The 19,302-nt window shown below is 31.2% G+C and carries 19 protein-coding genes; all 19 read left to right on the top strand.

Features of this window, described 5'->3' with window-relative positions; all coding sequences use genetic code 11:
* Positions 1–69: 69 nt before the first annotated feature.
* The 19 genes from codY (at position 70) to rpsO (ending at position 19,263) form a co-directional block, all read left to right on the top strand.
* Entirely contained in the window at positions 70–846 is a 777-nt protein-coding gene (gene codY, locus BO51_RS03655) for a GTP-sensing pleiotropic transcriptional regulator CodY (RefSeq protein WP_496484077.1), read from the top strand.
* 178 nt (positions 847–1,024) lie between these two features.
* Entirely contained in the window at positions 1,025–1,771 is a 747-nt protein-coding gene (rpsB, locus tag BO51_RS03650) for a 30S ribosomal protein S2 (protein ID WP_496484075.1), read from the top strand.
* A gap of 16 nt (positions 1,772–1,787) precedes the next feature.
* Positions 1,788–2,435, top strand: coding sequence for a translation elongation factor Ts (tsf, locus tag BO51_RS03645; RefSeq protein WP_496484073.1), 648 nt, complete (start codon positions 1,788–1,790; stop codon positions 2,433–2,435).
* Between the two features lie 57 nt (positions 2,436–2,492).
* Positions 2,493–3,209: a UMP kinase gene (gene pyrH, locus BO51_RS03640; RefSeq protein WP_496484071.1), complete on the top strand. Its 717-nt coding sequence runs from the start codon at positions 2,493–2,495 to the stop codon at positions 3,207–3,209.
* The gene (gene frr / locus BO51_RS03635; RefSeq protein ID WP_496484069.1) at positions 3,210–3,767 is read left to right on the top strand and encodes a ribosome recycling factor; all 558 of its coding nucleotides are present in this window, start codon (positions 3,210–3,212) and stop codon (positions 3,765–3,767) included.
* Positions 3,768–3,811: 44 nt separating this feature from the next.
* Positions 3,812–4,543: an undecaprenyl pyrophosphate synthase gene (gene uppS, locus BO51_RS03630; RefSeq protein WP_496484067.1), complete on the top strand. Its 732-nt coding sequence runs from the start codon at positions 3,812–3,814 to the stop codon at positions 4,541–4,543.
* Entirely contained in the window at positions 4,544–5,314 is a 771-nt protein-coding gene (locus BO51_RS03625; protein ID WP_496484065.1) for a phosphatidate cytidylyltransferase, read from the top strand.
* A gap of 19 nt (positions 5,315–5,333) precedes the next feature.
* On the top strand, positions 5,334–6,335 hold the full coding sequence (gene rseP / locus BO51_RS03620) for an RIP metalloprotease RseP (RefSeq protein WP_496484063.1): 1,002 nt from the start codon (positions 5,334–5,336) through the stop codon (positions 6,333–6,335).
* 5 nt (positions 6,336–6,340) lie between these two features.
* Positions 6,341–7,396: a flavodoxin-dependent (E)-4-hydroxy-3-methylbut-2-enyl-diphosphate synthase gene (ispG, locus tag BO51_RS03615; RefSeq protein ID WP_496484061.1), complete on the top strand. Its 1,056-nt coding sequence runs from the start codon at positions 6,341–6,343 to the stop codon at positions 7,394–7,396.
* A 19-nt stretch (positions 7,397–7,415) separates the two neighbouring features.
* On the top strand, positions 7,416–11,657 hold the full coding sequence (locus BO51_RS03610) for a PolC-type DNA polymerase III (protein ID WP_496484059.1): 4,242 nt from the start codon (positions 7,416–7,418) through the stop codon (positions 11,655–11,657).
* A gap of 103 nt (positions 11,658–11,760) precedes the next feature.
* A complete protein-coding gene (gene rimP / locus BO51_RS03605) occupies positions 11,761–12,222 on the top strand; it encodes a ribosome maturation factor RimP (RefSeq protein ID WP_496484057.1) in 462 nt (153 codons plus the stop codon).
* A gap of 27 nt (positions 12,223–12,249) precedes the next feature.
* Positions 12,250–13,320 (top strand): transcription termination factor NusA, encoded by a 1,071-nt coding sequence (gene nusA / locus BO51_RS03600; protein WP_496484055.1) that lies wholly within the window; start codon positions 12,250–12,252, stop codon positions 13,318–13,320.
* Positions 13,310–13,573, top strand: coding sequence for an RNase P modulator RnpM (rnpM, locus tag BO51_RS03595; protein ID WP_496484053.1), 264 nt, complete (start codon positions 13,310–13,312; stop codon positions 13,571–13,573). The genes nusA and rnpM overlap by 11 nt, the downstream gene beginning before the upstream one ends.
* A 28-nt stretch (positions 13,574–13,601) precedes the next feature.
* Positions 13,602–15,698, top strand: a complete 2,097-nt coding sequence (infB, locus tag BO51_RS03590; protein ID WP_496484051.1) for a translation initiation factor IF-2 — start codon at positions 13,602–13,604, stop codon at positions 15,696–15,698.
* A gap of 11 nt (positions 15,699–15,709) precedes the next feature.
* Positions 15,710–16,102 (top strand): 30S ribosome-binding factor RbfA, encoded by a 393-nt coding sequence (rbfA, locus tag BO51_RS03585; protein WP_496484049.1) that lies wholly within the window; start codon positions 15,710–15,712, stop codon positions 16,100–16,102.
* Positions 16,095–17,057, top strand: coding sequence for a DHH family phosphoesterase (locus BO51_RS03580; RefSeq protein WP_496484047.1), 963 nt, complete (start codon positions 16,095–16,097; stop codon positions 17,055–17,057). The genes rbfA and BO51_RS03580 overlap by 8 nt, the downstream gene beginning before the upstream one ends.
* An 11-nt stretch (positions 17,058–17,068) precedes the next feature.
* Entirely contained in the window at positions 17,069–17,971 is a 903-nt protein-coding gene (gene truB / locus BO51_RS03575; protein WP_496484045.1) for a tRNA pseudouridine(55) synthase TruB, read from the top strand.
* A complete protein-coding gene (locus tag BO51_RS03570; protein ID WP_496484043.1) occupies positions 17,968–18,897 on the top strand; it encodes a bifunctional riboflavin kinase/FAD synthetase in 930 nt (309 codons plus the stop codon). Before truB ends, BO51_RS03570 begins: the two co-directional genes overlap by 4 nt.
* Positions 18,898–18,996: 99 nt before the next feature.
* Positions 18,997–19,263 carry a 30S ribosomal protein S15 gene (rpsO, locus tag BO51_RS03565; protein WP_496484041.1) on the top strand — a complete coding sequence of 89 codons (267 nt, stop codon included), beginning with the start codon at positions 18,997–18,999 and terminating at the stop codon, positions 19,261–19,263.
* The last annotated feature ends 39 nt before the right edge of the window (positions 19,264–19,302 follow it).

The raw sequence follows: 19,302 nt of genomic DNA, 5'->3' as shown, positions 1-19,302 counted from the left end.
AATATATAGTATGTTATATATGTGATGAAAATTCTGAATTGTTTTAGATAAATAATAGAGGAGGTAAATATGGAAAGTTTATTGAAAAAAACAAGAAGACTAAATAAAACACTTCAAAGTTATGGCTCAAAACCTATATCTTTTACGGAACTAAGCAAAATACTATCTGATATTCTTGAAGCTAATGTCTATATAGCAAGCACGAAAGGAAGGGTATTGGGTTATGCACTATCAGAAGGATTTGATTGTGATATTGTAAATAGTGAAGTTGTCAAAGAAGGCAGATTCCCTAAGAAATACAATGAAGAACTTTTAAAAATCAGTGAAACAAAAGAAAACATAAAAGATGTCGATATATGTGTTTTTGATCAAACTTCAAAATGCGAATATCCAGATAAAGTTTCAACAATAATTCCGATAAACAGTGGTGGTTCTAGGCTTGGCACACTAGTAGTTGCTAGGTTTGGAAAAGATTTTAGTGAAGAAGACTTAATTCTTTGCGAATATAGTGCAACCGTTGTTGGTATGGAAATACTTAGAGCTAAAAGCGAAGAAATAGAGGAAGAAGCTAGAAAGAAGTCAGTAGTAGACATGGCTTTAGGTACTCTTTCCTATTCAGAACGAGAAGCAATGGAATATATATTTGAAGAACTTGATGGAATGGAAGGTTTAGTTGTTGCAAGTAAAATTGCTGATAGAGTTGGTATAACTAGATCTGTAATTGTAAATGCGCTAAGAAAATTCGAAAGTGCAGGAGTTATAGAATCAAGATCTTTAGGAATGAAAGGTACTCATATTAAAGTATTAAATGACAAGCTCATTGAGGAATTAAGAAGAAATAAATAATATTTAGAAAATAATCGCTTATAAGCGATTATTTTTAATTTACTAATTGTTGAATTTATAATTATAGTATGCTATACTATTTGAGGAATTACACACACATCATGATGTGCAAGGGGTTCTCTGATTGAGTCCTTGTGCAAATGAGTGAAGTGGAGGAAAAAAACTTGGAGGTGCAAATATGTCAGTAGTATCAATGAAAAATTTATTAGAAGCAGGAGTTCACTTTGGTCACCAAACTAGAAGATGGAACCCCAAAATGTCAAAGTACATCTTTACAGAAAGAAATGGGATCTATATTATTGATTTGCAAAAAACTGTTAAGATGATAGACGAAGCATACGCCGTTATGAAAGATATAGTTGCTAATGGAGGAGAAGTTCTCTTTGTAGGAACTAAAAAGCAGGCACAAGAAGCTATAGAAACAGAAGCAAAAAGATGTGGTATGCACTATGTTAACCAAAGATGGTTGGGTGGAATGCTAACAAACTACAAAACTATCAGAAAAAGAATTGATAGACTTCATGAGTTAGAAAAAATGGAAGAAGATGGCACTTTTGATGTTCTTCCTAAAAAAGAAGTTATACAATTAAAACACGAAAGAGAAAGATTAGAAAAATTCCTCGGTGGAATAAAAAATATGAATAGAGTTCCAGACGTTTTGTTTGTTGTAGATCCTAGAAAAGAAAGAATAGCTGTTAAGGAAGCTCATATACTAGGAATACCAGTAATAGGAATAGTAGATACTAATTGTGATCCAGACGAAGTGGATTATGTAATACCTGGAAATGATGACGCAATAAGAGCTGTAAAACTTATCACAGAAACTATTGCTAATGCTGTAATTGAGGCTAGACAAGGAGAACAATTCTCTGTTGAAGAAACCAATGATAAAATTTCTGAAGATATAGTAGATATAGAAGAATAAAAATAGGAGTGATAAAATGGCTATAAGTGCTTCTTTAGTTAAAGAACTAAGAGAAAAAACTGGTGCTGGTATGATGGATTGTAAAAAAGCACTTGAACAAACCAATGGAGATATAGATAAAGCGATAGATTATCTTAGAGAAAAAGGATTGGCTTCAGCTTCAAAAAAATCTGGTAGAATTGCAGCTGAAGGATTAGTAGATGCTTATATTCACGGTGGGAGAATCGGTGTTTTAATAGAGGTTAATTCAGAAACAGATTTTGTTGCCAAAAATGATGAGTTCAAACAATTCGTTAAAGACATGGCGATGCAAGTAGCTGCATCGAATCCAAAAGTAGTTTCTAGAGAAAATCTAAGTGCAGATGAAATTGCACATGAAAGAGAAATTCAAACTAATAAAGTTATAAATGAAGGTAAACCCGCTAATGTCGCTGAGAAAATAGTTGAAGGAAGAATGGAAAAATATTTTGAGGACGTATGCCTACTTGATCAACCATTTATAAAAGATCCAAGCCTGAAAGTTAAAGATGTATTAGCTCAATTAATTTCAAAAATAGGCGAAAATATTGTAATAAGAAGATTTACAAGATATGAAGTTGGAGAAGGGCTTGAAAAAAGAGAAGAAAATTTTGCTGAAGAAGTTGCAAAACAAATGAACATGTAACTGTTTATAGGAGAACACTTGTTGTTCTCCTTTATAAGATATTAAAGGAGTGTACATATGGACCTTCAATACAAGAGAATCATATTGAAATTAAGTGGAGAAGCTTTGTCGGGAAATAATGGAATAGGAATAGACCTTGATACGGTTAAGAATATATCTTATCAGATTAAAAAAATTCATGATTTTGGTGTTGAAGTCGCAATAGTTGTTGGTGGTGGAAACTTTTGGCGTGGTAGGTCCTCAAAAGATATGGATCGTGCAACTTCAGACTATATGGGAATGCTAGGCACTATGATGAACGCATTAGCATTGCAGGATGCGCTTGAAAAAATAGATGTTGTCACAAGAGTCCAATCTGCAATTGAGATGAGGCAAATTGCTGAACCATATATTAGAAGAAGAGCAATAAGGCATTTAGAGAAGGGAAGAGTTGTTATCTTCGGAGCTGGAACAGGAAACCCATTTTTTTCAACTGACACTACAGCTGCGTTACGTGCTGCTGAAATAGAAGCGGATGTAATTTTATTAGCTAAAAAAGGAGTAGACGGTGTATATGATTCAGACCCTAAGATAAATAAAAATGCGAAAAAATTTGACACTTTAAATTATATTGATATACTTAACTTAGGTTTGGGTATAATGGACTCAACAGCAACATCTCTTTGCATGGACAATAACATACCTTTAGTGGTATTCGGAATAGATGAGCCAGATAATATTGTAAACGTTGTTTTAGGAGAAAAAATTGGTACAAATATAAAGGGGGATTTGTAAATGCAGTTAGAGATTCATAAAGAAGCAGAACAAAAAATGAAGAAAACAATTGCAGTTTATAAAGAAGAACTTCAGGCTATAAGAGCTGGAAGAGCAAATCCAGCGTTGCTCGAAAGAATTTCAGTAGATTATTATGGTCAAATCACACCTTTAAAGCAAGTAGCAAGCATTACTGCACCAGAACCTAGGCTGCTTGTAATTCAACCTTGGGATTCTAAATTAATACCAATTATTGAAAAAGAGATATTAAAATCGGATTTAGGACTAAACCCTTCTAACGATGGGAAAGTTATAAGACTATTAATTCCTCAATTGACCGAAGAAAGACGTAAAGAACTAATAAAGTTAGTTAAAAAAAGTGCTGAAAACGCAAAAGTAGCAATTAGAAATACACGTAGAGAAGCCTTAGAAAAAATCAAAAAGGCTGAAAAGGATAAAGAAATTTCCGAAGATGAAAGAAAACTAGCAGAAGAGGAAATGCAAAAAATTACTGACAAATATATTGAAGAAATTGATGAAATAACAAAGCAAAAAGAAGACGAGCTACTTGAAATTTAACCCTTCATCTTGAAGGGTTTTTTATTGATGGGGGTACATTTACTATGAATATAGATGATGATTTCAAATTAGATCTTTCCAAGATACCATCTCATGTAGCAATAATTATGGACGGCAATGGAAGATGGGCGACAGAAAAAGGATTGCCAAGACATTTAGGACATCAGGAAGGTATGAAACGCGTTATTGATGTAGTTGAAGCAGCAAATGATATTGGAATCACTAATTTAACATTATATGCATTTTCAACTGAAAATTGGAAAAGATCAAAAATAGAAATAGATACTTTGATGAATCTATTAATAATTTTTATCAGAAAAGAACTCAGAAGATTAATGAAAAATAACATCAAGATAATTGCACTTGGAAACATAGAACAGTTACCTTCTAACGCTTTAGCTGAAGTGAAAAGAGCGGTTGATAAAACTAAAGACAACAGTGGAATGGTATTAAATATAGCATTAAATTATGGATCTAGAACTGAAATAATCGATGCAATTAAGAAATTAGTAAAAGATTATGATGATGGTTTAATTAATATTAATAATATAAATGAAGATGAATTTAAAAGATATTTATATACTAATGGTCAACCTGATCCAGATTTAATAATTAGAACAAGCGGCGAACAAAGATTAAGTAATTTTTTAACATTTCAATCAGCATATTCCGAATTATATTTCACAGACCAATATTGGCCTGATTTTAACAAGAGATCTTTTTTCATAGCAATAAACGATTTTCAAAATAGGCAAAGAAGATTTGGAGGAGTTTAATTGGAAAATTTAAAGAAAAGAGTTTTGTCTGGGATTATAGGTTTATCTTTTTTAATCTTAGTTATATTAAAGGGTGGTACATTATTAAATATATCTTTACTCATAATATCAATTATAGGTTTAAGAGAAATATTTAAAGCATTAATAAACCTTTCAATAAAACCAATTGAATGGGTTGGTTTTCTGTCCTGTTTTTTCATTTATCTTTCAATATATCTAGATTTTAACAACAACATGACTATGATATTAATAGCTTTAATTCTATTAATACTTTATGTAGTAAATGACAAAATTCATTTTATAGATATTACATCAACTTTTTTTTCAATAATATATATTCCTTATATGATGATAAATATTTCTTATCTAGGAAATACAAAATATATTTGGATGATATTTACTATTGCTTTCGGTACTGATACTTTTGCATACTTAGTAGGTAGTACTATGGGAAAACATAAGCTTAGTCCTAAACTTAGTCCTAAAAAATCAGTTGAAGGAGCAATCGGTGGAATTATTGGTAGTTTAATTACGACTTTAATCTACAGTTATTACTTTGCAATAAAACCATTATGGTTAATTGCCTTGCTAGCCATTATTGCTTCTATGCTTGCGCAAATCGGTGATTTAGCGGCTTCTAAACTAAAAAGAGAAGCTGGTATAAAAGACTATGGTAATATAATACCTGGTCATGGAGGCATTCTAGATAGATTTGATAGCATAATTTTTGTTGCACCAATAGTTTTTTATTTTACAAAATTCTTTTTATAATAAATGAGGTGGTATAGGTATGACAGCTTTAGCAGCAATATTTGTTTTTTTAATTGTCATTTTTCTTCATGAATTGGGTCATTTTACAGTTGCAAAAATTGTTGGAATAAAAGTGAATGAACTGTCAATTGGCATGGGGCCTAGGTTTTATCATAAAAAATACGGGGATACAGAATACTCGATACGAGCTCTTCCAATTGGAGGATACGTAAAAATGGAAGGTGAAGATGAAGAATCTGACGACCCGAGAGGCTTCTCGAAAAAAAGTCCACTGGCAAGAATAGCCGTAGTTGCAGCTGGTGCAATTATGAACTTTATTCTTGCTATAATAGTATTGTCAATTGTTTCATTTATGATAGGTGAACCTACTACAACAATATCTGAAATTATAGATAATAGTCCTGCAGAATTGGCTGGATTAGAACCTGGAGATAAGATAATTTCAATCTCTGGGAAAGATATAAATTCATGGGATGACATTGTGGAAGCTATTGAAAATTCCAATACAGAAACACAATTAGAAATCATGATCGAACGGAATAATGATATCATGAGCATTCAAGTTACTCCAAGGAATGAAGATGGAAGAAATGTTATTGGCATAGTGCCTAAAGGAGAAGGGAATTTTATAACAGCAGTTAAAGAGGGTTTTTCCAATACAGCGTATTTTATAAAATTAATGACGAATTTCATTACAACTGCATTTAAAGGCAATGTATCTGCAGATGATTTGTCAGGCCCTCTAGGAGTAATATCAGCTGTTAATCAAGCAGCCAATCAAGGAATAATTAGTTTACTCTATCTTTTGGGTTTCATAAGTGTAAATTTAGGTTTCATAAATTTGCTTCCATTTCCAGCGCTGGATGGTGGTAGAATAGTATTTCTTATAGTAGAGTTACTGAGAGGAAAACCAATAGATCCAAAAAAAGAAGGTTTAATTCACTTTATTGGTCTGATTCTATTATTTGCCCTTATGATATTCGTAACTTATAATGATATATTAAGAACTAATTTATTTTAGGAGAAATGAATATGATTAGAAAAAAAACAAAGAAAATAAAAGTTGGAAACGTATATGTAGGTGGAGATGCTCCAATTAGCATTCAGTCTATGACAAATACAATAACTCAGGATATTGAAAGCACTGTAAAACAAATGCTTGAATTAGAGAAATATGGTTGCGACATAATAAGAGTAGCTATTAATACAGATGAGGATGCTAAAGCGATTAAAGAAATAAAAAAACAAATCAAAATGCCTATAATTGGCGACATTCAATTTGATTATCGATTAGCTTTAAGCGCTGTAAAATACGATATTGATGGACTAAGAATCAATCCAGGAAACATAGGAAATGAAGAAAGAGTCAAAGAAATAGTCAAAGCTTGTAATGACGCTAATATATCTATAAGAGTGGGAGTAAATTCTGGTTCTATCAAGAAGGAATTTCTTGAAAAATACAATGGTGTTAATGAAAATTCCATTGTAGAAAGTGCATTAGAACAAATTAAACTTTTAGAGAGTTTAAATTTTAATAATATTAAAATATCACTGAAGGCAAGTTCTGTACCTCTTACTATAGAATCCTACAAGAAGATATCAGAATTAGTAGATTACCCACTACACTTGGGAGTTACCGAAGCTGGAACTCCATGGAGAGGGACAATTAAATCGTCTATTGGGATAGGCACTCTTTTAGCAATGGGTATTGGTGACACAATAAGGGTTTCTTTAACTTCTGATCCTGTAGAGGAAGTTAAAGTTGGAAAGGAAATTTTAAAATCTCTGGGATTAAGAAAAGAAGGATTAACACTTATATCTTGTCCAACATGTGGAAGAACAAGGATTAATTTGCTAAAACTAGCAGAAGAAGTAGAAAATGCTCTTGAGACTATAGACAAACCGTTAACAGTTGCTATTATGGGATGTGTGGTTAATGGACCTGGAGAAGCAAAAGAGGCAGATATAGGTATTGCTGGAGGCATTGGCGAAGGTTTAATATTTAAAAAAGGTAAAATAATTAAGAAAGTAAAAGAAGAAAATTTGCTAGAAGAATTACTAAATGAAATTGAAAAATTATGATTGCTAGGAGTAGATTACTATGCTTTCTGAGTTTCAAGCTTTAATAAAATTTTTCCCTAATAACAACCCATTAGCAGAAATCAAAAATGTGTATATAGAAAAAGTGATTTTTGACCCAAATAAATCAACGTTATCAATAAACTTGATCACTCCATCTAATTTTAACGAAAAATATATTGAATTGATTCATAGTTCTTTTAAAAATACATTTCCAGACTATGATATATCATTAATATTTGCTAATGATTTAATTGAAGATGTTGATTTTAGCAAAAACTATATTGTATCAATGATAACAAATCATATACCCTCAAGTAATTCTTGGATTGAAAATTTGATAATTTATAATGATGAGGAGTCAGTACAAATTATATTTCCAAATGAAGTTTCTTTACATTCGTTTAATTTAAATGGTCTTCATTCAGAAATAAAAGAATTTTTAAAATCTGTTTTGAATAAAAAGTTGATAGTATCAATTTGTGAAAGTCAAAATATAGAAACTTTTTTCATAGATCAAAATTCTAAAGAGCAAGAAATTATTAAAGAAATCAATCAATTAGATAATTCGAAGAACAAACAGGCTAAAACGCTTAAATTTGATAAGCGCAAGAATAAAGTTTTTGATAAAACACTGATTTCTAAAACAACAGATATTATTAATATCAATCTAAGTTCAGGGAATGTTACAATCTTTGGGGAAATCTTCGATTTAAATTATAAGGATATAAAAGGGAATAAAAAACTTCTATCATTCTATATCACTGATTTTACAAACTCTATACAATGCAAATTATTCATTTCTTGTGATTCAATTGATGATTATGAAGAAGTATTAAAGGAAGGAGTATCTTTATATGTAAATGGTGATGTTATTTTTGATAGTTTTAGTAGAGAAATCACCTTAATGGTAAAATCAATGAATCCTGTAGATAAAGAAAACAAAAGAGACTTAAATTCAAACAAAAGGGTAGAACTCCACCTTCATACTAATATGAGTACAATGGATGGCATTAGCTCAGCTAAAAGTATAATCAAAAGAGCCATTGAATGGGGTCACAAAGCTATTGCGATAACCGATCATGGTGTTGTACAGGCATTTCCAGAAGCAAGTGAATTTGAAAATGAAATAAAAATCATCTATGGTGTTGAAGCATATATGGTAAATGATCAAAAAGAAATAATCACCAATCACGAAAATCATAATGTACTTGACGATTTTGTAGTATTTGATATTGAAACTACCGGATTGTCAGCACGTAACGATAAGATTACTGAAATAGGAGCAGTTAAAATAAAAAACGGAATCATAATTGATAAGTTCGAACAGTTGATTAATCCCGGAATACCTATACCTAGCAATATAACATCCCTAACCGGTATCACTGATGATATGGTAGCAGATATGCCTAAAATAGAAGATGTTTTACCAGAATTTCTAAATTTCATTGGAAATTCAATTTTAGTAGCCCACAATGCCTCTTTTGATGTAGGATTTATACGGGAAGCTTGCAATCATATGAAGATCAATCTTAACAATGCAGTTCTTGACACTTTAGAATTATCAAGAGCTCTATTCCCAAATTTAAAAAGCCATAAGCTCAATATTATAGCAAAATTTTTAAATGTTGAGCTTATAAATCATCATCGAGCCGTAGATGATGCAAAAGCAACTGGAGATATCTTGATTAAGATGTTAGATATTCTTGAAGAAAAGGGAATTAATACACCGAATAAATTAAATACAGGTTTAAGCTTTTCGAATATAAATAAGAAAGATGTATTCCATTGCATAATACTAGCTAAAAATCAAGATGGAATTAAAGATTTATACAATCTAATTTCAAAATCCCATTTGGAATATTTCTACAGAAAACCTAGAATGCCAAAGAGTTTAATTAAAAAATACCGAAAGAACTTGATAATTGGAAGTGCATGTGAACTTGGTGAAGTTTATAAAGCGATACTTTCAAATAAACCGCTATCTGAAGTTAATGAAATTATCGATTTCTACGATTATATTGAAATTCAACCAATTGCTAACAATTATCACTTAGTAAGAGAAGGAGTAGTAAAAAGTGAAGATGAATTACAAGATATTAATAGAAAAATATATGATTTAGCAAAGTCAAGAAACAAAATTGTTGTAGCAACTGGAGATGTACATTTCTTGAATCCCGAAGACGAAATCTATAGACGAATTATAATGTGTGGTCAAGGATTTCACGACGCTGATTATCAGCCTCCACTTTATTTTAAGACAACTGACGAAATGTTGGAAGAATTTCTCTATTTTGGAGAAGAAATTGCTGAAGAAGTCGTAATTAAAAATACTAATTTAATTAGCGATTTAATTGATAAATTAAAACCTATACCTGATGGAACATTCCCACCCAAAATTGATGGAGCTGATGAAGAACTTAAGAATATGGCTTATAATAAGGCTGTAGAAATCTATGGAGACCCCTTACCAAACATTGTGGAGGAGAGACTAAACAGGGAATTGAATTCCATAATAGATAATGGCTATTCCGTATTATATATAATAGCTCAAAAATTAGTTGCAAAGTCGATGCAAGATGGATATTTAGTAGGTTCTAGAGGCTCTGTTGGTTCTTCCTTTGTGGCAACAATGAGTGGAATAACAGAAGTTAATCCTCTACCACCGCATTATATATGTGATGTTTGTCACCATTCAGAATTTTTCGTTGATGGCAAAGTTGCTTCAGGGTTCGATTTGGAAGATAAGACTTGTCCTGTATGTGGCAAACTATTGAAAAAAGATGGTCATGATATTCCTTTTGAAGTATTCCTAGGGTTTGAAGGAGATAAAGAACCTGATATCGATTTAAATTTTGCGGGTGAATATCAACCTATTGCTCATAAATACACTGAAGAGCTTTTTGGTGAAGGCAAGGTTTTTAGAGCCGGAACAATTGGAACTATAGCTGAAAAAACAGCTTATGGATTTGTAAAAAAATATTATGAGCAGAAGAATATTCCAATTAGTCAAGCTGAAATTAATAGACTAGTTAAAGGGTGTACCGGGATTAAAAGAACCTCTGGACAGCACCCAGGAGGTGTTATGATTGTTCCTCATTATAAAGATATCCACGATTTTACACCGATTCAGTACCCAGCAGATGACAACTCATCAGGAGTAATTACTACACATTTTGATTATCACTCTATTAGTGGAAGAATATTAAAACTAGATATCTTAGGTCATGACGTACCAACTATTATTAAAATGTTAGAGGATCTCACAGGAATAAATCCGTTGTTGATACCACTTGATGACAAAGAAACAATGAGTCTGTTTACGAGTACAAAAGCTCTTAAAATTACACCAGATGACATTAATTGCCCTGTAGGAACTCTTGGCATACCTGAATTTGGTACAAAATTTGTTCGCCAAATGTTAGTAGAAACATCACCAACTACATTCTCCGAATTGGTAAGAATATCTGGTCTTTCACATGGGACTGACGTGTGGGTAAACAATGCTCAAGATTTAGTCAAAAATAATGTTGCTACTTTAAAGGATGTTATATCCACAAGAGAAGACATAATGCTGTACTTGATAAATGCGGGATTAGATAAGAAAAAAGCTTTTTTCACTATGGAGAAAGTAAGAAAAGGCAAAGGTTTAAGTCAAGAAGATCAAGAAATAATGAGAAATTTAAATGTACCTGAATGGTATATAGAATCATGTAACAAAATAAAATACATGTTTCCAAAGGCACACGCCGCAGCTTATGTAACTATGAGTTTTAGAATTGCATATTTTAAAGTTCATTATCCCGAGGCTTTCTATGCAACTTATTTTACAACTAAGGCAAGTGATTTTGATGCAGAACTTATCCTACAAGGGAAAAATTCAATAAAGGCTAAAATTGAAGAAATTGAAAATAAAAACAATGAGGCTACAGCCAAAGAGAAAAACCAATTGACAATTTTAGAAGTCGCCTTGGAAATGTACGCAAGAGGTTTGAAGTTCGAAAAAGTTGACCTTTACAAGTCAGACAGCGATAAATTCCTAATAGGAAGTGATGGAATCATTCCTCCCCTTAAAACACTTGAAGGCATTGGGGAAAATGCAGCTAGAAAGTTAGTAGAAGAAAGGGCAAAAGCTCCATTCTTATCAATTGAAGAACTAGTCCTTAGGGGGAAAGCTTCAAGACCCGTAATAGATGCATTAAGCAAGCATGGTTGTTTAAATAATCTTCCAGAAACAAATCAAATCAGCCTTTTTAACATTTGATTTAATTAAGTGATTATGATATAATTTATTTAGACAATTAACAGGTAATTCAAAGAGTGGGTAATCCCACTCTTAATTTTTGCAAGAGGTATGGTGAAAAAATTTGAATAAAAAAGAGATAGTTCAGTCTGTAAAATCATTGAGTGAAAATTTGATATCTAATTTAGGATACGAACTAGTTGATGTTGAATTTGTTAAGGAGCAAAATGAATATTATTTAAAAATATTCATTGATAAAAATGGAGGAATTAATTTAGAGGACTGTCAGTTAGTAAGTGAGATAATCGGAGAAAAATTAGATGAATTAGACATGATCGATACATCATATTATTTAGAAGTTTCATCTCCAGGACTAGATAGGCCAATAAAAACAGACCAAGACATAAAAAGAAATTTAGAGAAAGAAGTAGAAGTAAATTTATACAAGTCAATTAATGGGAAAAAGCATATAGAAGGTATATTAATTGATTACGATGAAAATACTGTAACAATACAAATTGAAGAAGAAAAAATGATAATTCCAAGAGAATTAATTTCATTAATGAGACAAATTATACATTTTTAATATTTGAATATGAGGAGGAGTAATAGGATGAATGTTGATTTCATCAGCGCCCTTGAGGAAATAGAAAAAGAAAAAGGGATTCCAAAATGCATAATTATAGATGCATTAGAATCAGCACTAATATCCAGCTATAAAAAGAACTTTGGTTCATCACAAAATGTAGTAGTTGAAATTGATAATAATACAGGTGATGTAAAAGTATTTGCAATAAAATCAATCGTAGAAAATGATGATTTAGAAGATGAATTACTGCAAATGTCAATTGAATCTGCTAAGAAGATAGACCCAAAATTAAGTGTTGGAGATTCAATAAGAATAGAAGTAACCCCAAAAGATTTTGGCAGAATTGCAGCTCAAACAGCAAAGCAAGTAGTAATACAAAGAATCAAAGATGCAGAAAGAGACGTGATATTTGAAGAATTCATTAATAGAGAAAACGAAATTATTACAGGACAAGTACAAAGAATTTCAAAGAATAATGTATATATAGATCTGGGGAAGATAGAGGGCATATTACCTCCTGCAGAACAAATACCTGGAGAAATATATAATCAAGGAGACAGATTAAAACTTCTTATTTCAGAAGTAAAAAAGACCACAAAGGGGCCACAAATAATTTTGTCAAGAGCAAGTGCAAGCTTAGTAAAAAGATTGTTTGAAATAGAAGTTCCTGAAATAGTGCAAGGCATAGTAGAAATATACTCTATTGCAAGGGAAGCTGGTTCAAGAACTAAAATAGCTGTTTTTTCAAAAAGTGAGGATGTTGACCCACTTGGAGCATGTGTTGGTTTTAAAGGTACTAGGGTAAAAGCTATTGTGGACGAATTAAATGGTGAAAAGATCGATATAGTTATTTGGAGCAAAAATATAGACGACTTTATAGCTAATAGTTTAAGCCCTTCAAAAGTTCTTAAAGTATTCTCTAATGAGAAAGAAAAATCAGCACTAGTTATAGTTCCTGACCATCAATTATCTCTGGCTATAGGTAAAGAAGGTCAGAATGCAAGATTAGCTGCAAAGTTGACTGGATGGAAAATAGACATTAAATCTGAGAGCCAATACAAGAGTATAAATGGAGATGATGTCAGTGAGTCCTAAAAAAATACCACTAAGAAAATGTATTGCTTGCAATGAGATGAAGCCAAAACGAGATCTAATAAGAATAGTTAAAAGTAATGACGGCGTAGTAAGTGTAGACCTAACAGGAAAAGCAAACGGAAGAGGTGCATATATTTGTGCATCTGAGGATTGTCTAAATGATATAATAAAATCTAAAAAATTATCAAAGCATTTGCAAGCTGAGATTAATGAAGAAATATATCAAAAACTTAAAGAGGTTATACAAAAATGAAAGCCACCTAAAAATCGGAGGTGTTAAGATGGGGAAAATTAGAATTTATGAATTAGCCAAAGAATTGAATATGTCAAGTAAAGAATTAGTTGAAAAAATATCTGAGCTCAATATAAATGTTCATAGTCATATGAGCTCTATTGATGAAGAAGATGCTAAATTAATTAAAGAATTATTGCTAGAAGAGGAAAAAAAGATAGGCGATGATACTGAGGATAATATAGAAGATAAAGAAGAAAATAGCACTAATTCTGAAGTAAGCGAAGAATTTGTAGAAAAGAAAACCAAACATAAAAAAACTAACAAGAAAAAAAATCATTTTAAGGAAGATAATATAGATAATAAAGATATGATAGAGAAGACTATAGAAAAAACAATACAAATTGAAACTGAAACTACAGTAAAAGAATTAGCCGAAAAATTACAATTAAATCCAGCTCAAATTATATCAAAACTTATACCATTGGGTATAATGGCTACGCAAAATCAAACTATTGATGCTGAAATTGCTGAGCTAGTAGCAGAAGAATTCGGATATAAAATCAATGTTTCAACTAATGAAAATGAAGAAGAATCAGAGATTGATAAATTAGATTATGATGATGATCCTAAAGATCTATTGCCAAGGCCTCCTGTTGTAACAGTAATGGGCCATGTTGACCATGGTAAAACTTCATTATTAGATGCAATAAGGCATACAAATGTCACAGGAAAAGAAGCCGGTGGAATAACTCAACACATTGGAGCTTATACTGTTAATATAAACAATAAAAAAATAGTGTTTTTAGATACTCCAGGGCATGAAGCATTTACATCGATGCGTGCTAGAGGAGCTAAGATAACTGATATTGCAATCCTTGTTGTTGCAGCAGACGATGGAGTAATGCCACAAACAATAGAAGCTATATCTCATGCAAAAGCTGCAAATGTTCCAATAATTGTAGCTATAAATAAAATTGACAAACCAGAGGCTAATATTGAAAGAGTTAAACAAGAATTAGCCGAAAATGGTGTTTTAGCAGAAGACTGGGGTGGTGATACAATAATGGTTCCAGTATCTGCGAAAAATAAAATAGGTATAGAAGATTTGCTTGAAATGGTTTTATTAGTAGCAGAAATGCAAGAATTAAAAGCAAATCCTAATAGAAAAGCTGTTGGGACAATAATCGAAGCACAATTAGATAAAGGAAAAGGTCCTGTTGCAACTGTGTTAGTACAAAAAGGCACTTTAAATGTTGGAGATATGGTTGTATCAGGTACTGCTAGTGGAAGAATCAGAGCAATGTTTGATGATAAAGGTAAAAAAGTTAAGAAAGCAACTCCATCTATCCCTGTTATGATAATAGGTCTATCAGAAGTACCAAATGCTGGTGAAATGATATATGCTGTTGAAAACGAAAAAATAGCAAGGCATTTAGCCGATTTAAAAAAGAATGAACTCAAAGAGCAACAAATAAAACAAACAACAAAAGTTTCTTTAGATGATCTATTTGAAAGAGTTAAACAAGGTGAATTAAAAGAGCTAAATTTAATAATTAAAGCAGATGTTAGGGGCTCAATTGAAGCATTAAGTCAATCTGTAAGTAAATTAGAGACAGATGAAGTAAGAGTTAACATCATTCATAGCGGTGTTGGTGGTATATCAGAAAGCGATGTAATGTTAGCTTCTGCATCAAACGCACTTGTAATTGGTTTTAATGTCAGACCAAATTTGAATGCTATTGAAGTTGCAAAAAAAGAAAATGTCGATATAAGAACATATAGAGTAATTTATGAAGCGATAGAAGATATTCAAGCAGCTATAAAAGGAATGCATGCTCCTAAAATAGTCGAAGAAGTCTTAGGTAGAGCAACGGTTCGAGCTACGTTCAGACTTCCAAATGGAACTTCTGTTGCAGGCATCTATGTGCTAAATGGTAAGATTACAAGAAATTCAAAAATTCGATTGTTAAGAGATGATGTAGTCATCTATGATGGATCAGTTTCATCGTTAAAAAGATTTAAAGATGATGTTAAAGAAGTACAGACTGGCTTTGAAGCTGGCTTAGCTTTAGAAAATTTCAATGACATCAAAGAAGGAGACAACATAGAGGCTTATATTCTAAAAGAAGTCGATAGTAATTAGAGGTGTTGAAAATGAATGACAAAAGGATAAATAGAATTTCAGAAGAAGTAAAAAGAGTTGTTGCTGATTTGATTCTAAATGATATAAAAGATCCTAGGATCAGTAAAATGGCTAGCGTGAACAGAGTAGTTGTTACAAAAGACTTAAAATATGCAAAAATATACGTTTCGGTGCTAGGTAGCGAAGATGAAAAATCAGATACTCTGAAGGGTCTTGAGAGTGCAAAGGGATATATAAGAAAAGCTATTGGCGATAAAATAAGCCTTCGAATTACGCCTGAGCCTATATTCTATATTGATGATAGTATAGAACATGCTATTTACATGACAAATCTCATAAAAAAAGTATCAAATGAAGAAAATGTTAGTATAGAACAAAATGATGGGGATTCTGAAAATGAATAATTCAATGAAGCTAAGTTTATCTACCGAAATAAGCAAATCAAATAATGTTGGCATAGTATCACATTTGAACCCTGATGGTGATAACATTGGATCTATATTAGCACTTGGTATTTCACTAGAAAAATTGGGTAAAACTGTGACAATATTAAAATCTGATTACGTACCTAACGATTTGTTGTTTCTGCCTTATGTAAACAAAATAATAAAAGTAGAAGATGATTTGAAATTTGATATCTTATTTGTGTTAGATAGCAGCGATCCTGAAAGGCTTGGCGATAATAAAAGATATTTATCAAATTCAGGAATTGTAGTTAACATAGATCATCATATAAGCAATACAAACTTTGGAAATATAAACATAGTTGATTCAAAAGCATCATCAACGAGCGAGATAATTTTCAAACTCATAGAAGAGCTTGAATTGCCACTTGATGAAAATGTAGCAACATGTATATACGCAGGGATTAGCACAGATACCGGTAGATTTATGTATGAAAATGTAACATCAAGTACTCATATCATAGTTTCAAAACTTTTAGATACAGGAATAGATGCATATTATATCAATAAAAAATTATACCAAAATAGATCTCTTGAACGCACAAAGTTATTTATCGAAGTTGTTGGCACAACAAAGTTATTGTGTGACAACAAAGTTTCAATTGCAAAAGTAACTTTGGAAAATCTAAGCAAAACAAATGCAAAACCTGAAGATTCAGATGGAATTGTTGAATTTTTAAGAGATACAGAAACAGTTGAAGTTTCTGTATTGCTTAAGGAAATTACTACAAGCCTAACTCGTGTTAGCATAAGAACCAAAGACTATGTTGATGCAAATAAAATATGTAGTCACTTTGGTGGTGGAGGACATTTGAGAGCAGCAGGTTGCACAATAGAAAAAAGTATTGATGAGTCCGAAAACTTAATAATTGAAGTTATTAAAAATTATATATGAGGAATTTTACTATGAATGGTGTCTTGAATTATTATAAACCTTCAGGTATTACATCTCACGATGCAGTAAACATTGTAAGAAAGATTATGAACATAAAAAGAATAGGACATATAGGAACCCTTGATCCAATGGCATGTGGAGTTCTTCCAATGCTAGTTGGAAATGCAACTAGAATTTCTGAATATCTTATTGAACATGATAAAGAGTATATTGCAGAGTTGACTTTAGGTATAAGAACGGATACTTTTGATAAAGAAGGAAAGCCAATTTCCGAATCAAATAAGAAAGTTACATCTAATCAAATAATAGATGCATTTAAACAATTCGAAGGAGAAATCGAACAAGTACCTCCTATGTTTTCTTCTAAAAAAGTAAAAGGAAAAAAATTATATGAATTAGCAAGATTAGGAATAGAAATCGAAAGAAAACCATCTATGGTTAATATTAAAAGTTTAAATATAATTAAGATAATGGATAATAAGAAGGTTATTTTTAAAGTTAAATGTTCAAAAGGAACTTATGTAAGGTCGCTGTGTGATAACATTGGCATCAAGTTAGGTACTTTTGGCTACATGTCATTTTTACAGAGAGTTAAAGTTGGCAATTTCAAAATAGAAAATTCAATCAACGATGATTTATTAAATAACCTTGTTCACGAAGAAAATAAATTTAGCTTTCTAATACCAATTGATAAAGCCATTGAATATATGGATAGGATCGACGTTAATAAAGAATGTTTTGTAAAATTATGTAATGGTAATAGCATATCAGTTGAGCCAACTTACAGTCTCCTTCCTAATACTAATCTAAGAGTATATTCTGATAATATATTCATTGGAATAGGTCAGATAGCATTAATTAACAATCAGACAATACTAAAAATGAAAAAAGTTTTACTAGGTGGTAATCAATGAATATAATAGAATTAAATCAAGATTATTATAACACTGTAGAAACTGCAATAGCGTTGGGAAATTTCGATGGGATTCATATCGGTCATCAAAATTTGATTAAAAGAATGATTGAAATATCAAAAAACAATAATTTAATACCGTCTGTTTTAATATTTGAAAATCACACGAAAAGTATAACTAGCAATACTTCTCCTAGTTTACTAAGTAACAATGAGCAAAAACTTGATATTTTGGAAAGTATTGGAGTTGAAAATGTTTATTTAATGAAATTTAATGAAGAAGTTATGAAATTATCACCACAAGAATTTATCAACAATATATTAGTTGACAAACTTAATTGCAAATCTGTAGTTGTTGGATATAATTATAAGTTTGGATATAAAGCATCTGGAAATACTGATACACTAAAGAGGATATGTTCTGAAAATGGAATGCAAGCTGTAATAGTAAACCCTATATACTATGAAGATAAGATCGTAAGTAGTACACTCATTAGAAATTTAATAACTTATGGGAAAATAGATATTGCAAATAAGTTATTAGGTAGGTTCTATACAATAAAAGGAGAAGTAGTTCATGGAAAAGGTATCGGTACAAAATTAGGTTTTCCAACAGCTAATATCAAACTAACAGACAATTTTGTAATTCCAAAAAATGGTGTTTACAATACTTTAACTACTATTGGTGATAAAACTTATAAAAGCGCTACAAGTGTTGGGTTTAACCCAACTTTTGAGGAAAAATCATTGAAGATTGAAAATCACATTATTGGATTTAATGATTCACTTTATGGTGATGTAATCGACATATCATTTATTGAATATATTAGGCCTGAGATTAATTTTGATAAAGTTGATGATTTAGTTAATCGAATGAAAGAAGATGTAAATTATATAAAAAAGAAAAATGTGATTTACAATTTCTAGAGTATATGATAATATCATAATGTCAGTTACCTTATCAAAGCTGCTCGTTCCTCAGCGATAGCTTTGATAACGGCGAATTATATTAATGGAGGTGGAATAATGTTAACAAAAGAAGAAAAAGACAGAATAATCGAAGAGTATAAAACTCATGAAGGAGACACTGGCTCACCAGAAGTTCAGATAGCTCTTTTAACTTACAGAATCAATTCAGTAAATGATCACCTACAAACACATAAAAAAGATCATCACTCAAGAAGAGGTCTTTTAAAGATGGTTGGTCAAAGAAGAGGTTTGCTCAGATATCTAGAGAATAAAGATATTGAAAGATATCGTTCTTTAATTGAAAAACTTGGCATCAGAGGTTAAATTAGAGCGGGACTTCCCGCTCTATTAGTTTATATAATG

Source organism: Soehngenia saccharolytica DSM 12858 (assembly GCF_059568515.1).
This window is presented reverse-complemented; position numbering and strand designations above follow the sequence as displayed.